The sequence below is a fragment of the Streptomyces sp. NPDC015346 genome (assembly GCF_043078785.1).
Lineage (GTDB): Bacteria > Actinomycetota > Actinomycetes > Streptomycetales > Streptomycetaceae > Streptomyces.
On sequence record NZ_JBIBTW010000012.1, the window covers coordinates 118395 to 140095 of the forward strand.

The window sequence follows — 21701 nt, forward strand, 5'->3', positions numbered from 1 at the left end:
GGGCACACCGTGGGGTGACGCACGTGTGCGAGAGAATGGCGGCATGGAGATGCCGAGGAATGAACGGTCGCAGGAGAGCCCCCAGGTCCTCATCGTGGGACAGGACGGAATGGCGCTCGGCGGCACTCAGGGTGACGACGAATCCCGCGAGGTCCCGGTGACGGAAATGGTCGAGCAGCCTGCGAAGGTCATGCGCATCGGCAGCATGATCAAGCAGCTCCTGGAAGAAGTACGGGCGGCACCTCTCGACGAGGCGAGCCGGGTCAGGCTCAAGGACATCCACGCCAGCTCCGTGAAGGAGCTGGAGGACGGGCTCGCACCCGAGCTGGTCGAGGAACTGGAGCGTCTCTCCCTGCCGTTCACGGACGAGGCGATCCCCTCCGAGGCGGAACTGCGCATCGCCCAGGCACAGTTGGTCGGCTGGCTGGAGGGCCTCTTCCACGGCATCCAGACGGCGCTGTTCGCCCAGCAGATGGCGGCCCGCGCCCAGTTGGAGCAGATGCGCCGGGCGCTCCCGCCGGGAGCGCCCCACGATGATGACGACGACCAGGGCCGCGGACAGGCGGTCCGCTCGGGCCCGTACCTGTAGGTCCGTCGCCGTACGCCGGCTGTGCGTGAGGGGGCCCGGCACACCGTGTGTGCCGGGCCCTCGCGCGTACGGAGCAGGTGGCCGGTCAGTCCTGGGGAGCGAGCAGGAGGACCTTGCCGACGTGGTCGCCGGAGTCCAGCGCCCGGTGCGCCTCGGCGGCGTCCGGCATCGGCACCGTACGGTCGACGACCGGGCGGACCGTGCCCGCGCCGACCAGCGGCCAGACGTGCTCGCGTACGGCCGCGACGATGGCCGTCTTCTCGTGCAGCGGGCGGGCCCGCAGGGTGGTCGCCGTGATCGCGCCGCGCTTCGCGAACAGCGCGCCGATGTTCAACTCGCCCTTCACGCCGCCCTGTATGCCGATGATCGCCAGCCGCCCGTTGACCGCGAGGGCCTTCACGTTGCGGTCCAGGTACTTCGCGCCGACGATGTCGAGGATGACGTCCGCACCGGCGCCGTCCGTCGCCTTGCGCAGCTCCTCGACGAAGTCCTGTTCGCGGTAGTCGATCAGGATGTCCGCGCCGAGCTCGGCGCAGCGCGCGAGCTTCTCGGGGCTTCCGGCGGTGACCGCGACGCGGGCGCCGACCGCCTTGGCGAGCTGGATCGCCATCGTGCCGATGCCGCTCGCGCCGCCGTGCACCAGCAGCGTCTCACCCGGACGCAGATGGGCGATCATGAACACGTTCGACCAGACCGTGCTGGCGGCCTCGGGCAGCGCCGCGGCGGTGACGAGGTCCACGCCTTCCGGCACCGGAAGCAGCTGCCCGACGGGAACGGCGACCTTCTCCGCGTAACCGCCGCCCACCAGCAGCGCGCACACCTCGTCGCCGACGGACCAGCCCGACACCCCCGGGCCGAGCGCGGCGATCCGCCCCGAACACTCCAGACCGGGGTACGGGGAGGTGCCGGGCGGCGGATCGTAGAAGCCCTGCCGCTGGAGCAGGTCGGCGCGGTTGACGGCACTGGCCACCACCTCGACGAGGACCTCGCCCTCGGCGGGCACGGGATCGGGCACCTCGGCCCAGACGAGGGCCTCGGGTCCACCGGGTTCCGGAATCGTGATCGCATGCATGGCGGCGAGGCTACTCGGGTGGAGTCGTCAGCGGCGTGACGGGCGCCGCGCGCACGATCGTGATCACACGGTCCGTCAACTGCAGCGGACTCGCGGCCGGATCGTCGTAACTGAGCAGCCGGTGCCCGCGCAGGACGCTCACCACCAGGTCCTCGGTCTCCCGTACGTTCTTGCCCACCTCGGCCTTTATCACCGGCCGTTCCACCAGGTCGAGGCCCGAGCCCTGCTGGATCAGGTCCTCCATCACCGTGCCGGCGCTGGGGCTGAGCACGGAGAGACCCAGCAGCCGTCCGGCGGCGCTGGCGCTGGTGATGACGGCGTCCGCGCCGGACTGGCGCAGCAGCGGCGCGTTCTCCTCCTCGCGGACCGCTGCGACGATCTTCGCGCCCCGGTTGAGCTGGCGGGCGGTCAGGGTGACCAGGACGGCCGTGTCGTCGCGCTGGGTCGCGATGACGATCTGACGGGCCTTCTGCACCTCGGCGCGGAGCAGGACATCACTGCGCGTCGCGTCACCGATCACGCCGACGAACCCGTCGGCGTTCGCCGTCTCGATCACCTTGCTGGAGGGATCGACGATCACGATCTGCTCCTTGCGCAGCCCCGTCGCGCAGAGGGTCTGGATCGCGGAACGGCCCTTGGTGCCGAAGCCGACGATGACGGTGTGGTCGCGCAAGGTGGACCTCCAGCGGTTCAGCCGCCACTCCTCCCGGGTCCTTTCGGTGAGGACCTCGAGAGTGGTGCCGACCAGGATGATCAGGAACAGCACGCGCAACGGCGTGACCAGCAGGATGTTGACGAGCCGCGCCGAGTCGCTGTGCGGGACGATGTCGCCGTACCCCGTGGTGGAGAGGGTCACCGTCGCGTAGTAGGCGCAGTCGAGGAAGTCGAGGGTCTCATCGGCGTTGTCGTGGTAGCCCGAGCGGTCCAGGTAGACGATGACGGTCGTGAGGGCCAGGACCCCCAGGGCCATCAACAGCCGTTTGCCGACCTGCCACAGCGGCTGCTCGACCACCTGGCGGGGAAGCCGCACCCGGGACGGGGAGACCTTCTCGTCCGCGTGACGGGCCATGACGTCACGACTGGGAAGTTTCACGTGAAACATGCTCCTTGTGCCGCGCCCGGGGCCGGGGACGCCGGCCAGGGCAGATCGAGGATCTCCAGCACGTCACCGGGGCGCGCGCCGCCGGGTGGGACCACGGCCATGCCGTCGGCCGCGGCGATACCGCGGAGCATCGCCGGACCGTTGTAGTGCAGGGGGACGACCTGATCGCCCCGGTGGACGACGGGGACGAGCCGGGTGTCGTACGGATGACCGTGCACCTCGTCCCGTACGGGCACGCGGTACGGCGTGGCGGCCGGGGCTCCCGCCAGGGCGCGCAGCAGCGGCTCGGCGAGGGTGAGCAGCCCGGAGATCGCGGCGAGGGGGTTGCCGGGCAGCCCGACCAGGTGCCGGCCTCCTTCGAGGCGGGCGAGGAGCATCGGGTGGCCGGGGCGGACCTTCACCCCGTCGACCAGGAGTACGGCTCCCGTCCGGGCGAGCACGGGGTGGACGTGGTCGACGGGTCCGGCCGCCGTGCCACCGGTGGTGATCACCAGATCCGCCGGGGACCCGGTGACGGCGGCCTGGAGGGCGTCGGCGTCGTCACCGATCCGGCGGGTGGCGAGGACGTCGGCGCCGAGCGTGTTCAGCCAGGGGCCGAGCATGGGGCCGAGGGCGTCTCGGATCAGGCCGTCGTGGGGGAGTCCGGCCGTCAGGAGCTCGTCACCGAGGACCAGGATCTCCACCCGGGGGCGGGGGAGGGTGGGCAGTTCGTCGTAGCCGGCGGCCGCGGCGAGGCCGAGGACGGCCGGTGTCACCGGGGTTCCGGCGGGCAGCAGTTGGTCTCCGGATCGGCATTCCTGGCCCCGGGGGCGGATGTCCTGGCCGGGCACGACCGCGCGCCGGGCGTGGAGATGCCCGCTGTCGTCGGTGCGGGAGTGCTCGCTGCGGATGACCGCGGTGGTCTCGGGCGGTACGCGTGCGCCGGTGGCGATCCGGACGGCCGTGCCGTCCTCCAGCGCGGTGGCGGGTGCGTGCCCGGCGAGCACGGCTCCTTCGTCGCGGATCTCCCAGGGACCGGGGCCCGCGACCGCCCAGCCGTCCATGGCCGAGGTGTCGAAGGACGGGAGGTCGGTGAGCGCGCGGAGCGGCTCGGCGAGAACGTGACCGAGGGCCTGCCCGAGGGGGGTCGCGTGAGGGCGGGGACGATCGGGGGTGGGGGCGGGGTGGTCAGGGGTGGGAGCGGACTGGCCGGGGCCGGGGGCGGGCTGGCCGGCTGTGGGCCGGGCCCGGCCCGGGTGGGCGGCGCCGGTGCCCGCTCCGGCGCGGGTGGCGACGGCCCGGGCGTCGGGCCAGGGCGTGGCGCGGTGGTGTTCTCCCTCGACGCGGGGCGTCCCGGCGGAGGGCTCCTGCGAGCGGGGCGCCCCGGCGGGAGACTCCTGCGAGCGGGGCGCTCCGGCGGGGGACTCCTCGGTACGGGGCTCCTCGGCGGCGGGACCTTCGGCGCGGGCGGAGGCGGTCCCGGGTGGCGCGGGGCGCGGCGAGGCGCTCCGGTGCGCGGCGGCGCGCGGCGGCGCGACGAGGGCGAGCGCCTCCTCGACGCCGTCGCTCTCGGCCTGCGCTCCGACCTCGGCGCCGGTCCTGACGCCGTGGTCGGCGCCGAGGTTGGCGCCGTGGTTGGCGCCGGCGACCGGACCGGGTCCGGCGCCGAGGTCCTGGCCCGGGCCGGTCTCCGCGGCGCGCTCCTGAGGGGTCATCCGGCGTCGTCCCGCTTGCCCTGGTCCGTCTCGGCGGCCCAGCGGTTGGCGAGCGCGGCGGCCTTGCGGGCCGCCTCGCGGACCGCCTCCGGGCCTCCGTCGGCACCGGCCTTGGCCGCCGCGTAGCCGACCAGGAACGTGGTCAGCGGTGCGGCGGGGCGGGCGACCCCGTGGGCGGCGTCCCGGGCCAGATCGAGCAGCACGCCGGTGTCGACGTCGATCTCGATGCCCAGTTCGTCCTTGACTGCGGTGATCCATTCGTCCAGCACGTTCCCATGCTCCCTGATCCGGGTCCGGGCCGCGGCGATGTCCTCCCAGGTGTCGCAGTCGAAGGAGGCCAGGGGCACCGCGGTGACCCGGGTGACGCGGAGCTCCTGGGTGAGCAGACGCAGCGGCAGACCGGAAAGGGTGCCGTGCGCGGTGGTGATGAGAGCCAGCTCACGCCGGAGCGCCTCGGTGCGGTAGGCGGCGACCAGTGGCTGGTCCCGGCCGTCGGCGTCGACCAGGAGCGCGGCCTCGGCGTCGGGGTCCGCGCCCAGCGCGTCGAGGAGCTGTCGGACGGTCCCCTCGTCGAGGAACGGCAGATCGGCGGAGAGGGCGAGCACGGTGCCGGCCTCGACCTGGCGCAGCCCGGCGTCGAGCGCCGCCAGAGGCCCCTGCCCGGGCGGCTCCTCCCTGGCCCAGACCACGGGCCGTACGGTCGCCCGTCGCCCGCCGACGACCACGGTGCGCCCGGCCCCTCGGCAGGCGGCGAGCACCCGGTCGAGCAGGGCCCGGCCCCCGACCCGCACGGCGGGCTTGTCCACCCCGCCGAGCCGGCCGGCGGCGCCTCCGGCCAGCACGATGGCGTCATACGCGGTCGTCATCCCAGCAGTATGGTCCGCCTCCGCCCGCTCCGGGCCCGGGGACCGGCGACTGTCTCAAGGACGGAGACGGGCGCCGGGCGCCGGGCCCGCACGGCAGGCCGGGGCCGCCCTGCCCCCGGCCTCGCTGTCAGAGCGTGCGGAGCAGGACCGCGGGGTGCTCGACGCAGTCCGCGACGTAGCGGAGGAAGCCGCCCGCGGTGCCGCCGTCGCAGACCCGGTGGTCGAAGGTCAGCGACAGCTGGACGACCTGGCGGACGGCCAGTTCGCCCTGGTGGACCCACGGCTTGGGGATGATCCGGCCCACCCCGAGCATCGCGGCCTCCGGGTGGTTGATGATCGGCGTGGAGCCGTCGACCCCGAACACCCCGTAGTTGTTCAGCGTGAACGTCCCGCCCGTCAGGTCCGCCGGTGTGAGCGTCCCCTGCCGGGCCGACTCGGTCAGCCGCGCGAACTCCTCGGTCAGCGACTCCGCCGTCCGCGTCCCCGCGTCCCGGACCACCGGGACGACGAGACCACGCTCGGTCTGGGCCGCGAACCCGAGGTGCACGGACGGCAGCCGGACGATCTCCCGGGCCGCCGTGTCCACCGTGGAGTTGAGCTCCGGGTGGCGGGCGAGCGCATGGACGCAGATCCGGGCGAGCAGCGCGAGCAGCGAGATCTTCGGTCCGCCCGCCGCGTTCATCGCGGCCCGTGCCGCCATGAGCTCGGTCGCGTCGGCGTCGACCCAGCAGGTCGCGTCCGGGATCTCCGTACGGCTGCGCGACAGCTTGTCGGCCACGGCGCCACGGACTCCCCGCAGAGGAATCCGCTCACCGGCACCCGCGGCCACGGCCACCGGCGCGGGCGCCGACACGCGCCCGGGCGCCGACCCGTTCGCGGACGTCGGCACGGGCGTGGGCGTCGGCATGGGAGCAGGTGCCGACACAGGCGTGGGTGCGGCAGCCGTACCGGCGGCGGCCACGGCCCGTTCCACGTCGGCCCGCAGGATCAGCCCGTCCGGACCCGACCCCCGCACCTCCCGCAGATTCAGCCCCTTCTCACGGGCCAGTCTCCGCACGAGCGGCGAGATGACCGGCACGGGCCCCTGGTGGTCGGCAGTGTGCGGGGTGCCGCTCGGGGCGGTGACAACCGCCTGCGCCGATCCGCCCGCGGTGCCCGACGGCGTACCCGACAACGGCTGGTTGTCGCGGCGCACCCGGCGACGTCGCGCCGCCGGTCCGGCCGTGCCGTAGCCGACGAGCACATTGCCGGAGTACTCCGACGACTGGGCCGACTCCGCCGACCCTGCCGACTCCGCGGCCGAGCCGCCCGGTGCGGCCGTCCCCGACGTCTCCGCGCCGCCGCCCACCGCGACCGTCAGCAGCGGCGCCCCGACGGGAAGTTCGGTCCCCTCGTCGCCGAAGCGGGCGGTCACCACTCCCCCGTAGGGGCAGGGCACCTCCACCATCGCCTTGGCGGTCTCGACCTCGACGACCGGCTGGTCGATGGCGACGACGTCGCCGACGTTCACCAGCCACCGCACGATCTCCGCCTCGGTCAGCCCCTCGCCGAGGTCGGGCAGCTTGAACTCGAGCACCTGGGCCATCAGCTCCCCGCCTCCCACTGCAGCCGCGCCACCGCGTCGAGGATCCGGTCCACGCCCGGCAGATGGTGCCGCTCCAGCATCGGCGGCGGGTACGGGATGTCGAATCCGGCGACGCGCAGCACCGGCGCCTCAAGGTGGTGGAAGCAGCGCTCGGTCACCCTGGCGGCGATCTCCCCGCCCGGGCCGCCGAAGCCGGCCGACTCGTGCACGACGACCGCCCGCCCGGTGCGCCGCACCGACGCGCAGACCGTCTCGTCGTCGAACGGCACCAGCGACCGCAGATCGACCACCTCCAGGTCCCAGCCCTCCGCCCGGGCGGCCTCGGCCGCCTCCAGACAGACCGGCAGGGAGGGACCGTACGTGATCAGCGTGGCGCTGCTTCCGCTCCGCCGCACCACGGCCCTGCCGATCGGCTCCACCGGCGCGGGCGCCTCGGGCGACCAGTCGGCCTTCGACCAGTACAGCCGCTTGGGTTCCAGGAAGACGACCGGGTCGTCGGAGGCGATCGCCGCCCGCAGCAGCCCGTAGGCGTCCTCGACCGTGGCGGGGGTGACGACATGGAGCCCCGGCGTCGCCATGTAGTACGCCTCGGAGGAGTCGCTGTGGTGCTCGACGCCGCCGATCCCGCCGCCGTACGGCACGCGGACCACCAGCGGCATCGGCATCGCGCCGCGGGTGCGGTTCCGCATCCGGGACACATGGCTGATCAGCTGCTCGAACGCCGGGTAGGCGAACGCGTCGAACTGCATCTCGACGACCGGCCGCAGCCCGTACATCGCCATGCCGACGGCCGTGCCGAGGATGCCGGCCTCGGCCAGCGGCGTGTCCGTGCAGCGGTCCTCGCCGAACTCCTTGGCGAGGCCGTCCGTCACCCGGAAGACACCGCCGAGCGTGCCGACGTCCTCGCCCATCACATGGACGGTCGGATCCTCGGCCATCGCGTCGCGCATGGCCCGCTGCAGGGCCTGAGCCATGGTGGCGGGCTTGGCCGAGGCCTTGTCCGCCGTCTTCTGCGCGGTCGTCATCACGCCTCGCTCTCGGCGTCGAGCTCGGCGCGCAGCTGGGCCGCCTGCTCGCGCAGCTGGGTGGTCTGCTCGGCGTAGACGTGCGCGAACAGATCCATCGGATCGAGGACGGGGTCGGCGTTCATCCGCTCGCGCAGCGCCGCCGCCATCGTCTCCGCGGCCTCGGCCGCCGCCCGCTTCCCGTCCTCGTCGAGGATTCCGCGCTCGGTCATCTCCCGCTCCAGGAGGAGGATCGGGTCGTGTGCCCGCCAGGCCTCGACCTCGCTGTCGCCGCGGTAGCGCGTGGCGTCGTCGGCGTTGGTGTGGGCGTCGATGCGGTACGTGACGGCCTCGACCAGCGTCGGTCCGCCGCCCCGGCGCGCGCGTGCCACGGCCTCGGTCAGCACCTGGTGGACGGCGACGGCGTCGTTCCCGTCGACGAGCCGGCCTGGCATGCCGTATCCGACGGCCTTGTGGGCCAGGGAGGGGGCCGCGGTCTGCTTGGCGAGCGGTACGGAGATCGCGAAGCCGTTGTTCTGCACCAGGAAGACCACGGGGGCCTGCCAGACGGCGGCGAAGTTGAGCGCCTCGTGGAAGTCGCCCTCGCTGGTGCCGCCGTCGCCGACCATGGCGAGCGCGACCACGTCGTCGCCCTTGAGCCGGGCGGCGTGGGCCAGCCCCACCGCGTGCGGCAGCTGGGTGGCGAGCGGGGTGGACAGCGGCGCCACACGGTGCTCACGCGGGTCGTACCCGGTGTGCCAGTCCCCGCGCAGCAGCGTCAGGGCCTGGACGGGGTCGAGGCCACGGGCGACGGCGGCGAGCGTGTCGCGGTACGAGGGGAACAGCCAGTCCCGGTCCTCCAGGGCCAGCGCGGCCGCCACCTCGCTCGCCTCCTGGCCAGTGGTGGACGGGTACACGGCGAGGCGGCCCTGCTTGGTCAGGGCGGTGGCCTGCGCGTTGTACCGACGGCCGCGCACCAGCTCCGCGTAGAGCCGCCGCAGCAGCTCGGGGTCGGCGGAGGCCGCGGCGCCGGTACCGAGGACCCGGAACGGCTCGGCGTCGGGCAGCAGCGGACCCGGGTCGGTGCGGGGCTTCCACGCCGGAGGCGGGGTGGGCCGGTAGGCAGGGGCGGCAGCGGGCGGCTCTTGGACTGTCGAACTGCGCTGTTGCAACGAGTCCACCTCCTCGTGGGAGCGGGCATAAGACCCGAGGGCGGGTGGCGCGAGTGTGTGGCGCGCCTCACCTACCGATTGTTCGGTCGTGGAGGCATTTTGGCTACAGGCGCCCTCAGCCTGTGGACAATCGGTTCTCCACAGCCTGGGATAGGAGCATGTCGTCCATGGGAGAGAGGCGGGGGGACATGGCGGATGAACAAATGGCCGAGGGCCGGGAGCGGGGTCTGCCCCCGGTTCCGGGCCCGCCGCAGGGTCCCGCGCCCGGTGGTGCGCCCCAGCCGCCGGTGGTGCGCCCGCTGGATGCCATAGACCGCGACATCCTCCGCATCCTGCAGACGGACGGCCGCGCCTCGATACGCGCCGTCGCCGAGCGGGTCCACGTGTCGCGGGCGAACGCCTACGCGCGGATCAACCGGCTCATCGACGACGGGGTGATCCGGGGCTTCAGCGCGCGCGTCAACCACGAGCGCGCCGGGCAGGGCGCCTCGGCGTACATCACGCTGAAGATCGTGCAGAACTCCTGGCGCACCGTCCGCGAGCAGCTCCAGGCCCTCCCCGGAGCCGCGCACATCGCACTCGTCAGCGGCGACTTCGACGTCCTGCTCCTGGTCCACACCCCGGACAACCGGACGCTGCGCGAGCTGGTGCTCACCAAGCTCCAGTCGATCCCCGAGGTGCTCTCCACCCGCACGCTGCTGGTCTTCGAGGAGACGGACCTGGATCCGGACCACTGACCCGGCCGGCCCGCCGCACGGGCCCCGGGGCGGCTCGTCAGCGGGCGGTGCGCAGCCCGTCGAAGGCGAGGTGGACGACGGTGTCGGCGAGCTGCTCGCGGTCCGCGCTCGCGCCCGGGTGCGGCCGGTACCACTCCACCAGCGAGTTGATCATGCCGAAGAGCAGCCGGGTGGCCAGCTTGATGTCCACGTCGGCCCGCAGGTCCCCGTCGGCCACGGCCGCCTTCAGCAGCTCGGCGACCTTCTGGTCGAACTCCCGGCGGCGGTCCAGCGCCCACCGCTCGGTGCCGGTGTTGCCCCGGACCCTCAGCAGCAGCGTCACGTACGGCAGTTCCGCCGTCAGCACCTCGACGGTGCGCCGGGTCACGTACTCGACCCGCTCGATGGCCCGCCCCTGCCCGGCGCCCGGCTCGTCGAGGATCGCGAAGAGCCCGTCGAGGGCGCGACTGACGGCGCGGCGCAGCAGCTCCTCCTTGCCCGCGACGTGGTGGTAGATCGAGGACTTGGAGATCCCGGCCGCCTTGGAGAGGTGCTCCATGGAGGTGCCGTCGTAGCCGCGCTCGTTGAAGACCCGCACGGCGACGGAGAGCAGCGTCTCGGGGGTGTACGTGTCGCGCTTCGCGGTGGTCATCGGCCGCCCTCCCGCTCCCCGTCGGCGTACGAGTGGCGGAAGAGCGCCAGGGAGGGCGCGTACCGTCCGCTCGGGTCGCGCTGGTGCAGCTCCTCGAGGAGGCTGAAGGCCCAGTTCTTCCCGAGCCTCCGGCTCCATTCGAGGGGGCCGACCGGGTAGTTGACGCCCAGCCGCATCGCCGTGTCGATGTCCTCCTCGGTGGCCACGCCCTTGGCGACGGCGTCGTGCGCGAGGTCGATCAGCCGTGCCACGGTCCGGGCCACGATCATGCCGGGAACGTCGCCGATGACGCTGACCTTCTTGCCGAGCGCCTGGAAGAGCCCGGTCGCCTGGGCGAGCGTTTCGGGCTGCGTGTCGGGCCCGGCGGAGAGGGCGATCCTGGTCGCTTCGCGGTAGTCGAGCGCCAGGTCGAAGTAGACGACGTCGCGGAACTCGACGGATGTCTGTCCGTCGGCCGGCACGAGCTGGCCCCCGCTGGGCAGCACCAGCCGGCTGCCCTTGTCCTCGTCCTCCTCGCGCACCGTGATCCCGGCCTCGCGGATCATGCCGAGCAGCGGGGCGCCGACCGGTCCGAGGTCACCCTCGGCGATGACGTGGGCCGGCGGTTCGGCCGGACCGGCGGTGTGCGGTTCGGGCCGGTGGGCGCCTTCCTCGTACGTGTACCAGCCGCGGCCCGTCTTGCGGCCGAGCATCCCGGACTCGACGAGGCGCCGCTGGGCGAGCGAGGGCCGGAACTTGGGGTCCCGGAAGAAGGCCTCCCACACGGAGTGGGTGACGGCCTCGTTGACGTCGTGGCCGATCAGGTCGGTCAGCTCGAAGGCGCCCATGCGGAAGCCGCCCGACTCGCGCAGGACGGCGTCGATGGTGGCGGGGTCGGCGCCCCGGTCCTCATGGACCGCGAAGGCCTCCGCGTAGAAGGGCCTGGCTATGCGATTCACGATGAAGCCGGGGGTGTCCGCGCAGCGCACCGGCGTCTTGCCCCAGCTCTTCGCCGTCTCGTACGCGCGCGTGGCGGCGGACGGGTCGGTGGCGAAGCCGCTGACGACCTCGACGAGCGGGAGCAGCGGGGCCGGGTTGAAGAAGTGCAGTCCCACGAACCGGCCGGGCAGCCGCAGGGCGCCCGCGACGGCGGTGACGGAGAGGGAGGAGGTGTTGGTCGCGAGGAGGGTGTCGTCGCCGACGATCTTCTCGAGCTCGGCGAAGAGCCGCTGCTTGACGGTGAGTTCCTCGACGACCGCCTCGACGACGAGGGCGGCGTCGGCCAGCTCCGTCAGCTCGGCCGCGGCGTGCAGGCGGGCCACGGCGCCGTCGCGCTCCGACCTGTCCATCCGGCCCTTCTCGACCAGGCGGTCCAGGCGTGCGGCGAGGGCGGTCACGGCCGCCTCGGCCCGGCCGGGGGCGCTGTCGTAGAGGCGTACGGGATGTCCGGCGACCAGGGCGACCTGGGCGATTCCCTGGCCCATGGTCCCCGTGCCGACGACGGCGACGGTACGGCTCCGGTCGACGGGCTCGGCTCCGGTCCCCGGGGCGGTGTCCGGTACGGCGTCGCTCACATTGGCGGTCATACGACTGATCCTCCCCGATGGGTTGTCCACAGCTTCGACAGACCCCCTTGTCCCGACCGATCGTTCGGTTACTCTAACTCTGTCCGCCCATCCCTGCCCAGCTCGACGAGGAGTTGGTCCCGCAATGGCCGCCGCTCAGCTGACCACCGACGCCCTGGCCGAGAAGCACCGGTCCACACTCGACCAGGCTCTCGACACCATCCGCACCCGTGCCTACTGGTCGCCTCACCCCGAGCACCCCAAGGCCTACGGCGAGAACGGCTCGCTGGACGCCGCCGCGGGCCTCGACGCGTACAAGTCGCTGCTCGACCGGCGCTTCGAACTGGACCAGCCCGGCACGGACGGCTGGACCGGTGGCGAGATCTCGCCCTACGGCCCCGCCCTCGGCGTGGAGTACCCGCACGCCGACATCGACGTCCTGCTGCCCGCGATGCGTGCCGGCATGGCCGCCTGGCGCGACGCCGGCGCCGAGGCGCGCGCCCTGGTCTGCCTGGAGATCCTCGCCCGGATCTCCGCCCGTACGCACGAGTTCGCGCACGCGGTCATGCACACCAGCGGCCAGGCCTTCATGATGGCGTTCCAGGCCGGCGGCCCGCACGCCCAGGACCGCGGCCTGGAAGCGGTGGCGTACGCGTACGCCGAGCAGACCCGCACCCCCGGCAGCGCCGACTGGTCCAAGCCCCAGGGCAAGCGCGACCCGCTGGAGCTGGCCAAGTCCTTCACGCCGGTCGCCCGCGGCATCGCGCTGATGATCGGCTGCAACACCTTCCCGACGTGGAACGGCTACCCGGGCCTGTTCGCCTCCCTGGCCACCGGCAACCCCGTCCTGGTCAAGCCGCACCCGCGCGCGGTCCTCCCGCTGGCGCTCACGGTCCGCGTCGCCCGCGAGGTCCTCGCCGAGGCCGGCTTCGACCCCAACCTGGTCGCGCTCGCCGTCGAGCGGCCCGGCGAAGGCATCGCCAAGACCCTGGCCGTCCGCCCCGAGATCCGGATCATCGACTACACCGGATCGACGGAATTCGGCGACTGGCTGGAGACCCACGCCCGCCAGGCGCAGGTCTACACGGAGAAGGCCGGCGTCAACACGGTGGTCGTCGACTCCACCGACGACTACAAGGGAATGCTGTCCAACCTGGCGTTCTCCCTCTCGCTCTACAGCGGCCAGATGTGCACCACCCCGCAGAACCTGCTGATCCCCCGGGACGGCATCACGACGGACGCCGGACCCAAGTCGTACGACGAGGTGGTCACCGATCTCGCCGCCGCGGTCGGCGGTCTCCTCGGCGACGACGTCCGGGCGAACGCCCTGCTCGGCGCCCTCGTGAACCCCGATGTGAAGGCGCGCCTGGAGGCCGCGGCAGGCCTCGGCGAGGTGGCGCTCGCCTCCCGCGAGGTGGCCAACCCGGACTTCCCGGACGCCGTGGTCCGTACGCCCGTCATCGTCAAGCTGGACGGCTCCAAGCCGGACGACGAGGCCGCGTTCTTCTCCGAGTGCTTCGGCCCGGTCTCCTTCGCCGTCTCGGTCGACTCGACCGCCGACGCGCTGGAGCTGCTGCGCCGCACGGTCCGGGAGAAGGGCGCGATGACGGTCGGCGCGTACACGACCTCGCCCGACACCGAGCGCGCCGTCGAGGAGGTCTGCCTGGAGGAGTCGGCCCAGCTCTCGCTGAACCTGACGGGCGGGGTCTACGTCAACCAGACGGCCGCGTTCTCCGACTTCCACGGCTCCGGCGGCAACCCGGCCGCGAACGCGGCGCTGTGCGACAGCGCGTTCGTCGCCAACCGCTTCCGGGTGGTGGAGGTCCGCCGCCAGGCGTGAGCCATGGCGCTCGCGGGGACCCTGAGGGTCCCCGCGAGCACACCGCGGCCTCAGCCCCGGATCAGCCCACGCCCCGGGTTAGCCCCGGCCGCCCCGGGTCATCCCTGGCCGGGGCCCTGCGGGGCCCCGGCCCCGTCGACGATCTCGGCGTACCGCTGCACCCACGCGTGCATCGCGATCGCGGCCGCGGCGCCCGCGTTGATCGACCGGGTCGAACCGAACTGGGCGATCGAGCACACCATCGCCGCGTGCTCGCGCGCCTCCTCGGTGAGCCCCGGCCCCTCCTGCCCGAACAGCAGCACACAGCGCCGCGGCAGCACGGTCCGCTCCAGCGGCACCGCGCCCGGCAGATTGTCGATCCCGATGATCGGCAGGTCCTCGTCGGCCGCCCACGCCGTCAGCGACGCGGTGTCGGAGTGGTGGCGCACATGCTGGTAGCGGTCGGTGACCATCGCACCGCGCCGGTTCCAGCGCCGTCGCCCGACGATGTGGATCTCCTTGGCCAGGAAGGCGTTGGCGGTACGGACCACCGACCCGATGTTGAAGTCGTGGCCCCAGTTCTCCACCGCGACGTGGAAGTCGTGCCGCTGGGTGTCCAGGTCGGCGACGATCGCCTCCCGCGTCCAGTAGCGGTAGCGGTCGACGACATTGCGCCGGTCGCCGCCCGCCAGCAGCTCGGGGTCGTAGCGCTCACCGTCCGGCCAGGGCCGGGGATGCGGCCCCACCCCGACCTCGGGGGCGTACCCCTCGTCGTACTGGATCGGCTCGGACTCTTCTGCGGTGCTCACCCCACGAGGGTACGGGGGGTGTTCTCACCGCCCGTACGGCGCTGCTCCGGCACCGTCTCCCCGGACCGGCGGGGCAGCAGCCGGGACAGCAGCCGGTCCCGGCCGCGCCCGACGCGCGTGCCGAGCCAGACGAGGAACGCCGTCGGCAGGAACACCGCGTCCGCGGAGATCATGGCGAGCGAGAACAGCGGCAGCCCGAGGAGCACGGCGATCCCGGCGTGCTCCAGCATCATCGCGACCAGCAGGACGTTCTTCACCCTGCGGTTGAAGAGGGCGAAGGGGAAGGCGACCTGGACCAGCACGGTGCCGTAGGTCAGCACCATCACCATCACGCCGCTGGACGCGAGCAGCTCGGAGAGGGCCGGCCAGGGCGTGAAGTAGTCCAGGTGGAGCGGGTAGTACAGCGCCGTGCCGTCCTGCCAGCGCGAACCCTGGATCTTGTACCAGCCGGCCGTGGCGTAGATCAGACAGACCTCGGCCATGATCACGACGAGCGCGCCGTTGTGGGCGAGGTTGGCGAGGACGTCGAGGAGGGTGCGCGGCTCACCCGGCGCGAAGCGGCACACCAGCCACCACAGCGCCTGCGCCAGCCACAACACCCACAGCAGCACCACCAGCCACACAGAGCCGGTGACGTCGGCGAAGGCGGTGGCGGCGAGCAGGAAGCCCCCGAGCACCGTCCACAGCAGCGGACCGACGACGTCGCGGCGGGGCGCCGGGCCTGGCCGGTCTGCGCTCACCTTGTCGCGGGCGTCCTCGCGTGCCTGCCGGGCGGCCCGGCGGGCGTCCAGTGACCAGACCTGGCCGCAGCGGGTCAGGACCAGGTAGATCGCGAGGAGGTGAAGGACGTTGTCGCCGCCGTCGCCGACGAAGACGGAGCGATTCTGCAGCGAGAGGACCCCGACCATGAAGACCACCGACACGGCACGCGTACGCCAGCCTACGAGCAGCAGTGCGGCGGAGAGCACGGCGAGCGCGTAGACGGTCTCGAACCAGAGCCGGCCGTCCGACCACATCAGGACCGTGAACGCGTCGTTGTCGGCGATCAGCTGCCGGCCCATCTCCCACGACCACGGGCCGTCGGGGCCGTACAGCTCATGGCGGTGGGGCAGCTCACGCAGCAGGAAGAGCAGCCAGGTGAGCGAGACGCCGATCCGTACGATCGCGGTCTGGTACGGGCCGAGTGCCGAGGCGGTGACCCGCTGCACGGCCCGTCCGAGCCGCCGGTCGAGCGGGTCGCGCCCGCCCGCCCGCCGGTCGTGCTGAGCGCGCCGGATGGGCTGGACGTGCCGACCGGGGTCCGGGCTCGCCGACGGTGCGTTCACCGGGCCTCCTCCGTACGGTTGTCCCGCGCCGCGCCGGGCAGGTCGTCGGGGCCGATCCGCCACCAGGGCAGCTCCCGGTGGACGGCGGCCGTGTCCGTCCGCTCGGTGCTCCACGGCGGGCCGGGGACGGCCCGGACGGCCTGGCGGAGCTGGATCCGCTCCACCGTGCCGCCAAGACGCTGTCCGTCCAGACGCAGCATGACGATCCGGCGTACGTAGCTCTCGGAGAGCCGCCCGCGCAGGCCGTTGGGCCGATGGTCGTCAGTGTGGGAGTTCAGATAGAAGTCCCACGCCCGGCGGAGCTCGTTCTGCTCGGTGTGGCTGGGCACCAGGCTGCCGCGAATCGCCGCGGCGTCCTGGGCGGAGAGATCGATCCAGTCCGTGGTGCGCCGGGGGCCGTCGGCGGACGCGACCTCGGCGCGGACCTGGACGGCGACGTTCTGCTGGAGCGGATTGGGGGCGAAGAGCTTCCAGTTCTGCTCGAACTCCGGATAGACCCAGTCGTCGACGGCCTCGCCGTGCCGCTTGGTCAGCGTGTTGGAGGGCGCGACGTGCAGGAAGACCATCGCGAGGTGCGTGCAGGCGAGGACGGCGACGACGGCGAGCGCGACGGCCGCCACGACCTGGTACGGGAGCGAGAGCGAGGCGATCCCGGCACCGGAGGGGGCTTCCGGTTCGGGGGCCGGATGCTCCGCGATTCCGCCCGCGTCGTCGTACGCGTCCATCCTGCCCCGATCCCGTTCGGCCCACCCCGGTTATCCACAGGGTTGACACCATACGGGCCGTCGACCGACCATTGAAGTCATTCAACCGAACGATCGGTCGGTAGGGGGTCTGATGACCGCAGGGACGGCAGCGACAGACGTGACAGCAGTGACCGCGGACGCACCGGGCGTGCGAGCCGAGCAGGACACCGCCGCGGCGGCCGGCCAGGCCGCCCACGAGGCGGTGTTCGATGCCGCCGTCGCCGCCGACGAGCGCATCGAACCGCGCGACTGGATGCCGGACGCCTATCGGGCGTCCCTCGTCCGCCAGATCGCGCAGCACGCCCACTCCGAGATCATCGGCATGCAGCCGGAGGCGAACTGGATCACCCGCGCCCCCACACTGCGGCGCAAGGCGATCCTCATGGCCAAGGTCCAGGACGAGGCCGGCCACGGCCTGTATCTCTACAGCGCGGCGGAAACCCTCGGCACCAGCCGCGACGAACTCCTCGACAAGCTCCACTCCGGCCGCCAGAAGTACTCCTCGATCTTCAACTACCCCACCCTGACCTGGGCCGACGTCGGCGCCATCGGCTGGCTCGTGGACGGCGCCGCCATCACCAACCAGGTCCCCCTCTGCCGCTGCTCGTACGGCCCGTACGCCCGCGCCGTGATCCGGGTCTGCAAGGAGGAGTCCTTCCACCAGCGGCAGGGGTACGAAGCCCTCCTCGCTCTCTCCAAGGGCACCGAGGCACAGCACGCGATGGCCCAGGACGCGGTGAACCGCTGGTGGTGGCCCTCCCTGATGATGTTCGGCCCGCCGGACGACGAGTCGGCCCACTCCGCCCAGTCCATGGCCTGGAAGATCAAGCGCCACTCCAACGACGAACTGCGCCAGCGCTTCGTCGACATCGCCGTCCCCCAGGCCGAAGCCCTCGGACTCACCCTCCCCGACCCGGACCTGCGGTGGAACGAGGAGCGCGGACACTACGACTTCGGACCCATCGACTGGACCGAGTTCTGGGACGTCCTCAAGGGCAACGGCCCCTGCAACGAACAGCGGCTCAGCAAGCGCCGCCAGGCACACGAGGACGGCGCCTGGGTCAGGGAAGCCGCCGCCGCGTACGCCGACAAGCACGCACCGAAGCACCCAGAGCACCACGCACAGCAGCACACAGAGCAGCACACACAGCAGCAGGAGAACGGGGAGGCACGGGCATGACCACCGACGGATGGCCCCTGTGGGAGGTGTTCGTCCGCTCCCGCCGCGGACTGTCCCACACCCACGCGGGCAGCCTGCACGCCCCGGACGCCGAAATGGCCCTGCGCAACGCCCGGGACCTGTACACCCGCCGAGGCGAAGGCGTCTCCCTCTGGGTCGTCCCCTCCGCCGCGATCACCGCCTCCTCCCCCGACGAGAAGGACCCCTTCTTCGAACCGTCGGCGGACAAGCCCTACCGCCACCCCACGTTCTACGAGATCCCGGAGGGGGTGAAGCACCTGTGACCGCGCAGACCACCGCGATCGAGGCCGCCGCCCTCGCCCTCGGAGACGACGCCCTCGTGCTCTCCCACCGCCTGGGGGAGTGGGCGGGCAACGCCCCCGTCCTGGAGGAGGACGTCGCCCTCGCCAACATCGCGCTCGACCTCCTCGGCCAGGCACGCGTCCTGCTCTCCCTCGTCGGCGACGAGGACGAACTCGCCTACCTCCGAGAAGAACGCGCCTTCCGCAACACCCAGCTCGTCGAGCAGCCGAACGGCGACTTCGCCCACACCATCGCCCGCCAGCTCTACTTCTCCACCTACCAGAAGCTGCTCTACGGACAGCTGGCTTCCGGCGAAGGCCCGTTCAGCGGCCTCGCGGCCAAGGCCGTCAAGGAAGTCGCCTACCACCAGGACCACGCCGAGCACTGGACCCTGCGCCTCGGCGACGGCACCCCCGAGAGCCACACCCGCATGCAGCGGGCCTGCGACGCCCTCTGGCGCTACACCGGCGAACTGTTCCAGCCCGTCGACGGGCTCGACGTGGACGTCACCGCCATGGAGAACAGCTGGCAGGCATCGGTCACCGCAGTCCTCGAACAGGCCACCCTCACCGTGCCGGACGGGCCCCGCACCGGCGCCTGGACCGCCGGCGCCGGCCGACAGGGGATCCACACCGAGCCGTTCGGCCGCATGCTCGCCGAGATGCAGCACCTGCACCGCAGCCACCCGGGGGCGACATGGTGACCATGACAGCCCTGGAAGAGGAACTGAGCCGGATCGCCGGCGCCGTCCCCGACCCCGAGCTGCCCGTCCTCACCCTGGCGGAACTGGGCGTCCTGCGCGGCGTCCAGGTACTCGGCCCCGGCCGCGTCGAGGTCGAACTGACCCCGACCTACACCGGCTGCCCCGCGATCGAGGCCATGGCCTCGGACATCGAACGCGCCCTGCACGACCACGGCGTCCCCGAAGTCTCCGTCGTCACCGTCCTCGCCCCCGCCTGGTCCACCGACGACATCAGCGACGAAGGACGCCGCAAACTCGCCGAGTACGGCATCGCCCCGCCCCGCCCGCAGGGCCCGGCCGGCGGACCCGTCCCGCTCACCCTGGCGATCCGCTGCCCCCACTGCGGCTCCACCGACACCGAACTGCTGAGCCGGTTCTCCTCCACGGCCTGCAAGGCACTGCGCCGCTGCACGACCTGCCGCGAACCGTTCGACCACTTCAAGGAGTTGTAGATGTTCCACCCGCTCAAGGTGAGCGAGGTCGAGCAGCTCACGGACGACTCGGTGGCCGTCACCTTCGCGGTCCCGCCCGAGCTGCGCGAGACCTACCGCCACCTCCCCGGCCAGCACCTCGCCCTGCGACGCACCACGCCGAACGGCGAGGAGATCCGCCGCACGTACTCGATCTGCGCCCCCGCCTCCCCGGACGGCCAGGACCCCGTCCTGCGCGTCGGCATCCGCCTGGTCGACGGCGGCGAGTTCTCCACGTACGCCCTGAAGGAACTGGCCGTCGGCGACACCGTCGAGGTCATGGAGCCCACCGGCCGCTTCGTCCTCGCTCCCCGACCCGGGCACTTCGCCGCCGCCGTCGGCGGCAGCGGCATCACCCCGGTCCTCTCGATGGCGGCGACGCTCCTCGCCCAGGAACCCGAAGCGCGGTTCTGCCTCATCCGCAGCGACCGCACCGCCTCCTCCACGATGTTCCTCGACGACGTGGCCGACCTCAAAGACCGCTACCCCGACCGCTTCCAGCTCGTCACCGTGCTCTCCCGGGAGGAACAGCAGTCCGGCCTCCCCTCCGGACGCCTCGACGAAGAACGGCTCACCGGCCTGCTGCCCGCGCTCCTCCCCGTCGGCGCCATCGACGGCTGGTACCTGTGCGGCCCCTTCGGCCTCGTGCAGAGCGCCGAACGCGCCCTGCGCGGACTCGGCGTCGAACGCGGCCGGATCCACCAGGAGATCTTCCACGTCGACGACGGATCGGCCCCCGCCCCGCCGCCCACCACCGGCACACCCGTCCACGCCACCCTGACAGCCACCCTGCACGGCCGCTCCGGCAACTGGCCCGTGCAGGAAGGGGAGAGCCTGCTCGACACCGTGCTCCGGGCCCGCGCCGACGCCCCCTACGCCTGCAAGGGCGGCGTGTGCGGCACCTGCCGCGCCTTCCTGGTCGGCGGCGAGGTCCGGATGGACCGCAACTTCGCCCTGGAACCCGAGGAGACCGAAGCAGGCTACGTCCTGGCCTGCCAGTCCCACCCCGCCACGGCGGAAGTGGAGCTCGACTTCGACCGCTGACCCTCCCGCGCCCCGCGCGCCCATTCCCTTCCCCTAGAACCTGTTCTATCTTGACGATCCGTCAGGTTGCGGAACGTCAGGGCGGCACGGGCACCAACGGGAGGGCACAGCTGTGGACTTCACCTTCACCGAGGAACAGCAGGCGGCCGTCGAGGCGGCCCGAGCGGTCTTCTCCGACGTCCCACCCGACGGCGTACCGAGCCCCGCGCTCACCCCCGGCGCCGTCGCCGACGACTTCGACCGACCTCTCTGGTCCCGCCTCGCCGCCGCCGACCTCCTCGGCCTCGTCCTCGCCCCCGAACACGGCGGCGCAGGCCTCGACACCATCGCGCTCTGCCTCGTCCTGCGCGAATCCGCCCGTGTCCTCGCCCGCGTACCCCTCCTGGAAACCAGCGCGGTCGCCATGACCGTCCAGCGGTACGCCGACGAGCGCACCGCCGCCGCCCTGCTCCCCCGCGTCGGCCGCGGCGAACTCGTCCTCACCGCCGCCTCCAACGGCCGCAGCGGACACGACCCCGCCGAACTCGCCGTCACCGCCCACCGCGACGGCACTCACGGCACCGACGGCACCGACTGGGTCCTCGACGGGCTCCAGAGCGCCGTCCCCTGGGCCCACGGCGCCGACCGCATCGCCGTCCCCGCCCACACCCCCGAAGGACACACCGTCCTCGCCCTGGTCCCCCGCACCCACCCCGGCCTCACCCTGGCCGAGCAGTACTCCACCAGTGGGGAACTCCTCGCCGAACTCCACCTCGACGCCGTACGCCTCACCGAAGCCGACGTCATCACCGCCGACGGCGCCTGGGACTGGCTCCGCGACATCCTCACCACCGGAACCTGCGCACTCGCCCTCGGCCTCGGCGAGCAGGTCCTCACCATGACCAGCCAGTACACCGGCAAACGCGAACAGTTCGGCCACCCCGTGGCCACCTTCCAGGCCGTCGCCGTCCAGGCCGCCGACCGCTACATCGACCTGCGCGCCATGGAAGTCACGCTCTGGCAGGCGGCTTGGCGCATCAGCACCGGAGCCGGCGGACCACTACCCCCCGCCGCGGACATCGCCGTCGCCAAGATCTGGGCATCGGAAGGCGTACGCCGCGTGGTGCAGACCGCCCAGCACCTCCACGGCGGCTTCGGCGCCGACACCGACTACCCCCTGCACCGCTACCACGCCTGGGCCAAGCAGCTGGAACTCGCCCTCGGCCCTGCCGCGGCCCACGAAGAGGCGCTGGGCGACCTGCTGGCCGCCCACCCGCTCGCCTAGAAG

21 protein-coding genes are annotated in these 21701 nt (G+C 72.6%); 9 read left to right on the forward strand and 12 right to left on the reverse strand.

Translation table 11 applies throughout. From position 1 onward, the window contains the following. Positions 1-43: 43 nt before the first annotated feature. A complete protein-coding gene (locus tag ACF06X_RS32455) occupies positions 44-589 on the forward strand; it encodes a bacterial proteasome activator family protein (RefSeq protein WP_392290895.1) in 546 nt (181 codons plus the stop codon). Positions 590-674: 85 nt separating this feature from the next. On the opposite strand, the gene ACF06X_RS32460 is transcribed toward ACF06X_RS32455, so the two are convergent. The 7 genes from ACF06X_RS32460 to pdhA form a co-directional block, all read right to left on the reverse strand. After that, positions 675-1661 carry an NAD(P)H-quinone oxidoreductase gene (locus ACF06X_RS32460; RefSeq protein WP_392290896.1) on the reverse strand — a complete coding sequence of 329 codons (987 nt, stop codon included), beginning with the start codon at positions 1659-1661 and terminating at the stop codon, positions 675-677. Positions 1662-1671: 10 nt separating this feature from the next. Beyond that, positions 1672-2763 carry a potassium channel family protein gene (locus ACF06X_RS32465; protein ID WP_392290897.1) on the reverse strand — a complete coding sequence of 364 codons (1092 nt, stop codon included), beginning with the start codon at positions 2761-2763 and terminating at the stop codon, positions 1672-1674. Then, entirely contained in the window at positions 2751-4457 is a 1707-nt protein-coding gene (locus tag ACF06X_RS32470; RefSeq protein ID WP_392290898.1) for a molybdopterin-binding protein, read from the reverse strand. Before ACF06X_RS32470 ends, ACF06X_RS32465 begins: the two co-directional genes overlap by 13 nt. After that, entirely contained in the window at positions 4454-5323 is an 870-nt protein-coding gene (locus ACF06X_RS32475) for an NTP transferase domain-containing protein (protein WP_392290899.1), read from the reverse strand. The genes ACF06X_RS32470 and ACF06X_RS32475 overlap by 4 nt, the downstream gene beginning before the upstream one ends. Before the next feature lie 127 nt (positions 5324-5450). After that, on the reverse strand, positions 5451-6908 hold the full coding sequence (locus tag ACF06X_RS32480; protein ID WP_392290900.1) for a dihydrolipoamide acetyltransferase family protein: 1458 nt from the start codon (positions 6906-6908) through the stop codon (positions 5451-5453). Then, complete coding sequence (locus ACF06X_RS32485; protein WP_392290901.1) at positions 6908-7933, reverse strand: alpha-ketoacid dehydrogenase subunit beta; 1026 nt, start codon at positions 7931-7933, stop codon at positions 6908-6910. The genes ACF06X_RS32480 and ACF06X_RS32485 overlap by 1 nt, the downstream gene beginning before the upstream one ends. Continuing rightward, positions 7933-9093, reverse strand: coding sequence for a pyruvate dehydrogenase (acetyl-transferring) E1 component subunit alpha (pdhA, locus tag ACF06X_RS32490; RefSeq protein WP_392290902.1), 1161 nt, complete (start codon positions 9091-9093; stop codon positions 7933-7935). The genes ACF06X_RS32485 and pdhA overlap by 1 nt, the downstream gene beginning before the upstream one ends. Positions 9094-9272: 179 nt before the next feature. Here pdhA and ACF06X_RS32495 point away from each other — a divergent pair, with 179 nt between their 5' ends. Beyond that, a complete protein-coding gene (locus ACF06X_RS32495; protein ID WP_392290903.1) occupies positions 9273-9821 on the forward strand; it encodes an Lrp/AsnC family transcriptional regulator in 549 nt (182 codons plus the stop codon). A gap of 37 nt (positions 9822-9858) precedes the next feature. Here ACF06X_RS32495 and ACF06X_RS32500 read toward each other — a convergent pair whose 3' ends face one another. Together ACF06X_RS32500 and ACF06X_RS32505 are read right to left on the reverse strand one after the other, a co-directional pair. Further along, positions 9859-10452, reverse strand: coding sequence for a TetR/AcrR family transcriptional regulator (locus tag ACF06X_RS32500; RefSeq protein WP_392290904.1), 594 nt, complete (start codon positions 10450-10452; stop codon positions 9859-9861). Further along, positions 10449-12017: a 3-hydroxyacyl-CoA dehydrogenase gene (locus tag ACF06X_RS32505; RefSeq protein ID WP_392290905.1), complete on the reverse strand. Its 1569-nt coding sequence runs from the start codon at positions 12015-12017 to the stop codon at positions 10449-10451. The genes ACF06X_RS32500 and ACF06X_RS32505 overlap by 4 nt, the downstream gene beginning before the upstream one ends. Positions 12018-12141: 124 nt before the next feature. Between ACF06X_RS32505 and paaN the strand changes: the two genes are divergently transcribed. Further along, positions 12142-13836 (forward strand): phenylacetic acid degradation protein PaaN, encoded by a 1695-nt coding sequence (gene paaN, locus ACF06X_RS32510; protein WP_392290906.1) that lies wholly within the window; start codon positions 12142-12144, stop codon positions 13834-13836. A gap of 98 nt (positions 13837-13934) precedes the next feature. Here paaN and ACF06X_RS32515 read toward each other — a convergent pair whose 3' ends face one another. The 3 genes from ACF06X_RS32515 to ACF06X_RS32525 are packed head-to-tail and all read right to left on the reverse strand — an operon-like array spanning position 13935 to position 16674. Next, on the reverse strand, positions 13935-14624 hold the full coding sequence (locus ACF06X_RS32515) for a TrmH family RNA methyltransferase (protein WP_392290907.1): 690 nt from the start codon (positions 14622-14624) through the stop codon (positions 13935-13937). Further along, positions 14621-15901: an HTTM domain-containing protein gene (locus tag ACF06X_RS32520; protein WP_392290945.1), complete on the reverse strand. Its 1281-nt coding sequence runs from the start codon at positions 15899-15901 to the stop codon at positions 14621-14623. Before ACF06X_RS32520 ends, ACF06X_RS32515 begins: the two co-directional genes overlap by 4 nt. Before the next feature lie 44 nt (positions 15902-15945). After that, the gene (locus ACF06X_RS32525; protein WP_392290908.1) at positions 15946-16674 is read right to left on the reverse strand and encodes a DUF5819 family protein; all 729 of its coding nucleotides are present in this window, start codon (positions 16672-16674) and stop codon (positions 15946-15948) included. Between the two features lie 112 nt (positions 16675-16786). On the opposite strand from ACF06X_RS32525, the gene paaA reads away from it, so the two are divergent. The 6 genes from paaA (at position 16787) to ACF06X_RS32555 (ending at position 21698) form a co-directional block, all read left to right on the forward strand. Then, a complete protein-coding gene (gene paaA / locus ACF06X_RS32530) occupies positions 16787-17875 on the forward strand; it encodes a 1,2-phenylacetyl-CoA epoxidase subunit PaaA (RefSeq protein ID WP_392290909.1) in 1089 nt (362 codons plus the stop codon). Beyond that, the gene (gene paaB, locus ACF06X_RS32535; RefSeq protein ID WP_392290910.1) at positions 17872-18159 is read left to right on the forward strand and encodes a 1,2-phenylacetyl-CoA epoxidase subunit PaaB; all 288 of its coding nucleotides are present in this window, start codon (positions 17872-17874) and stop codon (positions 18157-18159) included. The genes paaA and paaB overlap by 4 nt, the downstream gene beginning before the upstream one ends. After that, positions 18156-18881: a 1,2-phenylacetyl-CoA epoxidase subunit PaaC gene (gene paaC / locus ACF06X_RS32540; RefSeq protein WP_392290911.1), complete on the forward strand. Its 726-nt coding sequence runs from the start codon at positions 18156-18158 to the stop codon at positions 18879-18881. Before paaB ends, paaC begins: the two co-directional genes overlap by 4 nt. After that, the gene (gene paaD / locus ACF06X_RS32545) at positions 18875-19372 is read left to right on the forward strand and encodes a 1,2-phenylacetyl-CoA epoxidase subunit PaaD (protein WP_392290912.1); all 498 of its coding nucleotides are present in this window, start codon (positions 18875-18877) and stop codon (positions 19370-19372) included. Before paaC ends, paaD begins: the two co-directional genes overlap by 7 nt. Next, the gene (locus ACF06X_RS32550) at positions 19373-20434 is read left to right on the forward strand and encodes a 2Fe-2S iron-sulfur cluster-binding protein (protein WP_392290913.1); all 1062 of its coding nucleotides are present in this window, start codon (positions 19373-19375) and stop codon (positions 20432-20434) included. A 112-nt stretch (positions 20435-20546) separates the two neighbouring features. Beyond that, a complete protein-coding gene (locus tag ACF06X_RS32555; RefSeq protein WP_392290914.1) occupies positions 20547-21698 on the forward strand; it encodes an acyl-CoA dehydrogenase family protein in 1152 nt (383 codons plus the stop codon). Positions 21699-21701: the final 3 nt, after the last annotated feature.

Bases quoted from the DNA above. Each gene is read 5' to 3' on its own strand.
- ACF06X_RS32455 (WP_392290895.1), top strand. From the start codon at position 44: ATGGAGATGCCGAGGAATGAACGGTCGCAGGAGAGCCCCCAGGTCCTC.
- ACF06X_RS32460 (WP_392290896.1), bottom strand. From the start codon at position 1,661: ATGCATGCGATCACGATTCCGGAACCCGGTGGACCCGAGGCCCTCGTC.
- ACF06X_RS32465 (WP_392290897.1), bottom strand. From the start codon at position 2,763: ATGTTTCACGTGAAACTTCCCAGTCGTGACGTCATGGCCCGTCACGCG.
- ACF06X_RS32470 (WP_392290898.1), bottom strand. From the start codon at position 4,457: ATGACCCCTCAGGAGCGCGCCGCGGAGACCGGCCCGGGCCAGGACCTC.
- ACF06X_RS32475 (WP_392290899.1), bottom strand. From the start codon at position 5,323: ATGACGACCGCGTATGACGCCATCGTGCTGGCCGGAGGCGCCGCCGGC.
- ACF06X_RS32480 (WP_392290900.1), bottom strand. From the start codon at position 6,908: ATGGCCCAGGTGCTCGAGTTCAAGCTGCCCGACCTCGGCGAGGGGCTG.
- ACF06X_RS32485 (WP_392290901.1), bottom strand. From the start codon at position 7,933: ATGACGACCGCGCAGAAGACGGCGGACAAGGCCTCGGCCAAGCCCGCC.
- ACF06X_RS32495 (WP_392290903.1), top strand. From the start codon at position 9,273: ATGGCGGATGAACAAATGGCCGAGGGCCGGGAGCGGGGTCTGCCCCCG.
- ACF06X_RS32500 (WP_392290904.1), bottom strand. From the start codon at position 10,452: ATGACCACCGCGAAGCGCGACACGTACACCCCCGAGACGCTGCTCTCC.
- ACF06X_RS32505 (WP_392290905.1), bottom strand. From the start codon at position 12,017: ATGACCGCCAATGTGAGCGACGCCGTACCGGACACCGCCCCGGGGACC.
- paaN (WP_392290906.1), top strand. From the start codon at position 12,142: ATGGCCGCCGCTCAGCTGACCACCGACGCCCTGGCCGAGAAGCACCGG.
- ACF06X_RS32525 (WP_392290908.1), bottom strand. From the start codon at position 16,674: ATGGACGCGTACGACGACGCGGGCGGAATCGCGGAGCATCCGGCCCCC.
- paaA (WP_392290909.1), top strand. From the start codon at position 16,787: ATGACCGCAGGGACGGCAGCGACAGACGTGACAGCAGTGACCGCGGAC.
- paaB (WP_392290910.1), top strand. From the start codon at position 17,872: ATGACCACCGACGGATGGCCCCTGTGGGAGGTGTTCGTCCGCTCCCGC.
- paaD (WP_392290912.1), top strand. From the start codon at position 18,875: ATGGTGACCATGACAGCCCTGGAAGAGGAACTGAGCCGGATCGCCGGC.
- ACF06X_RS32550 (WP_392290913.1), top strand. From the start codon at position 19,373: ATGTTCCACCCGCTCAAGGTGAGCGAGGTCGAGCAGCTCACGGACGAC.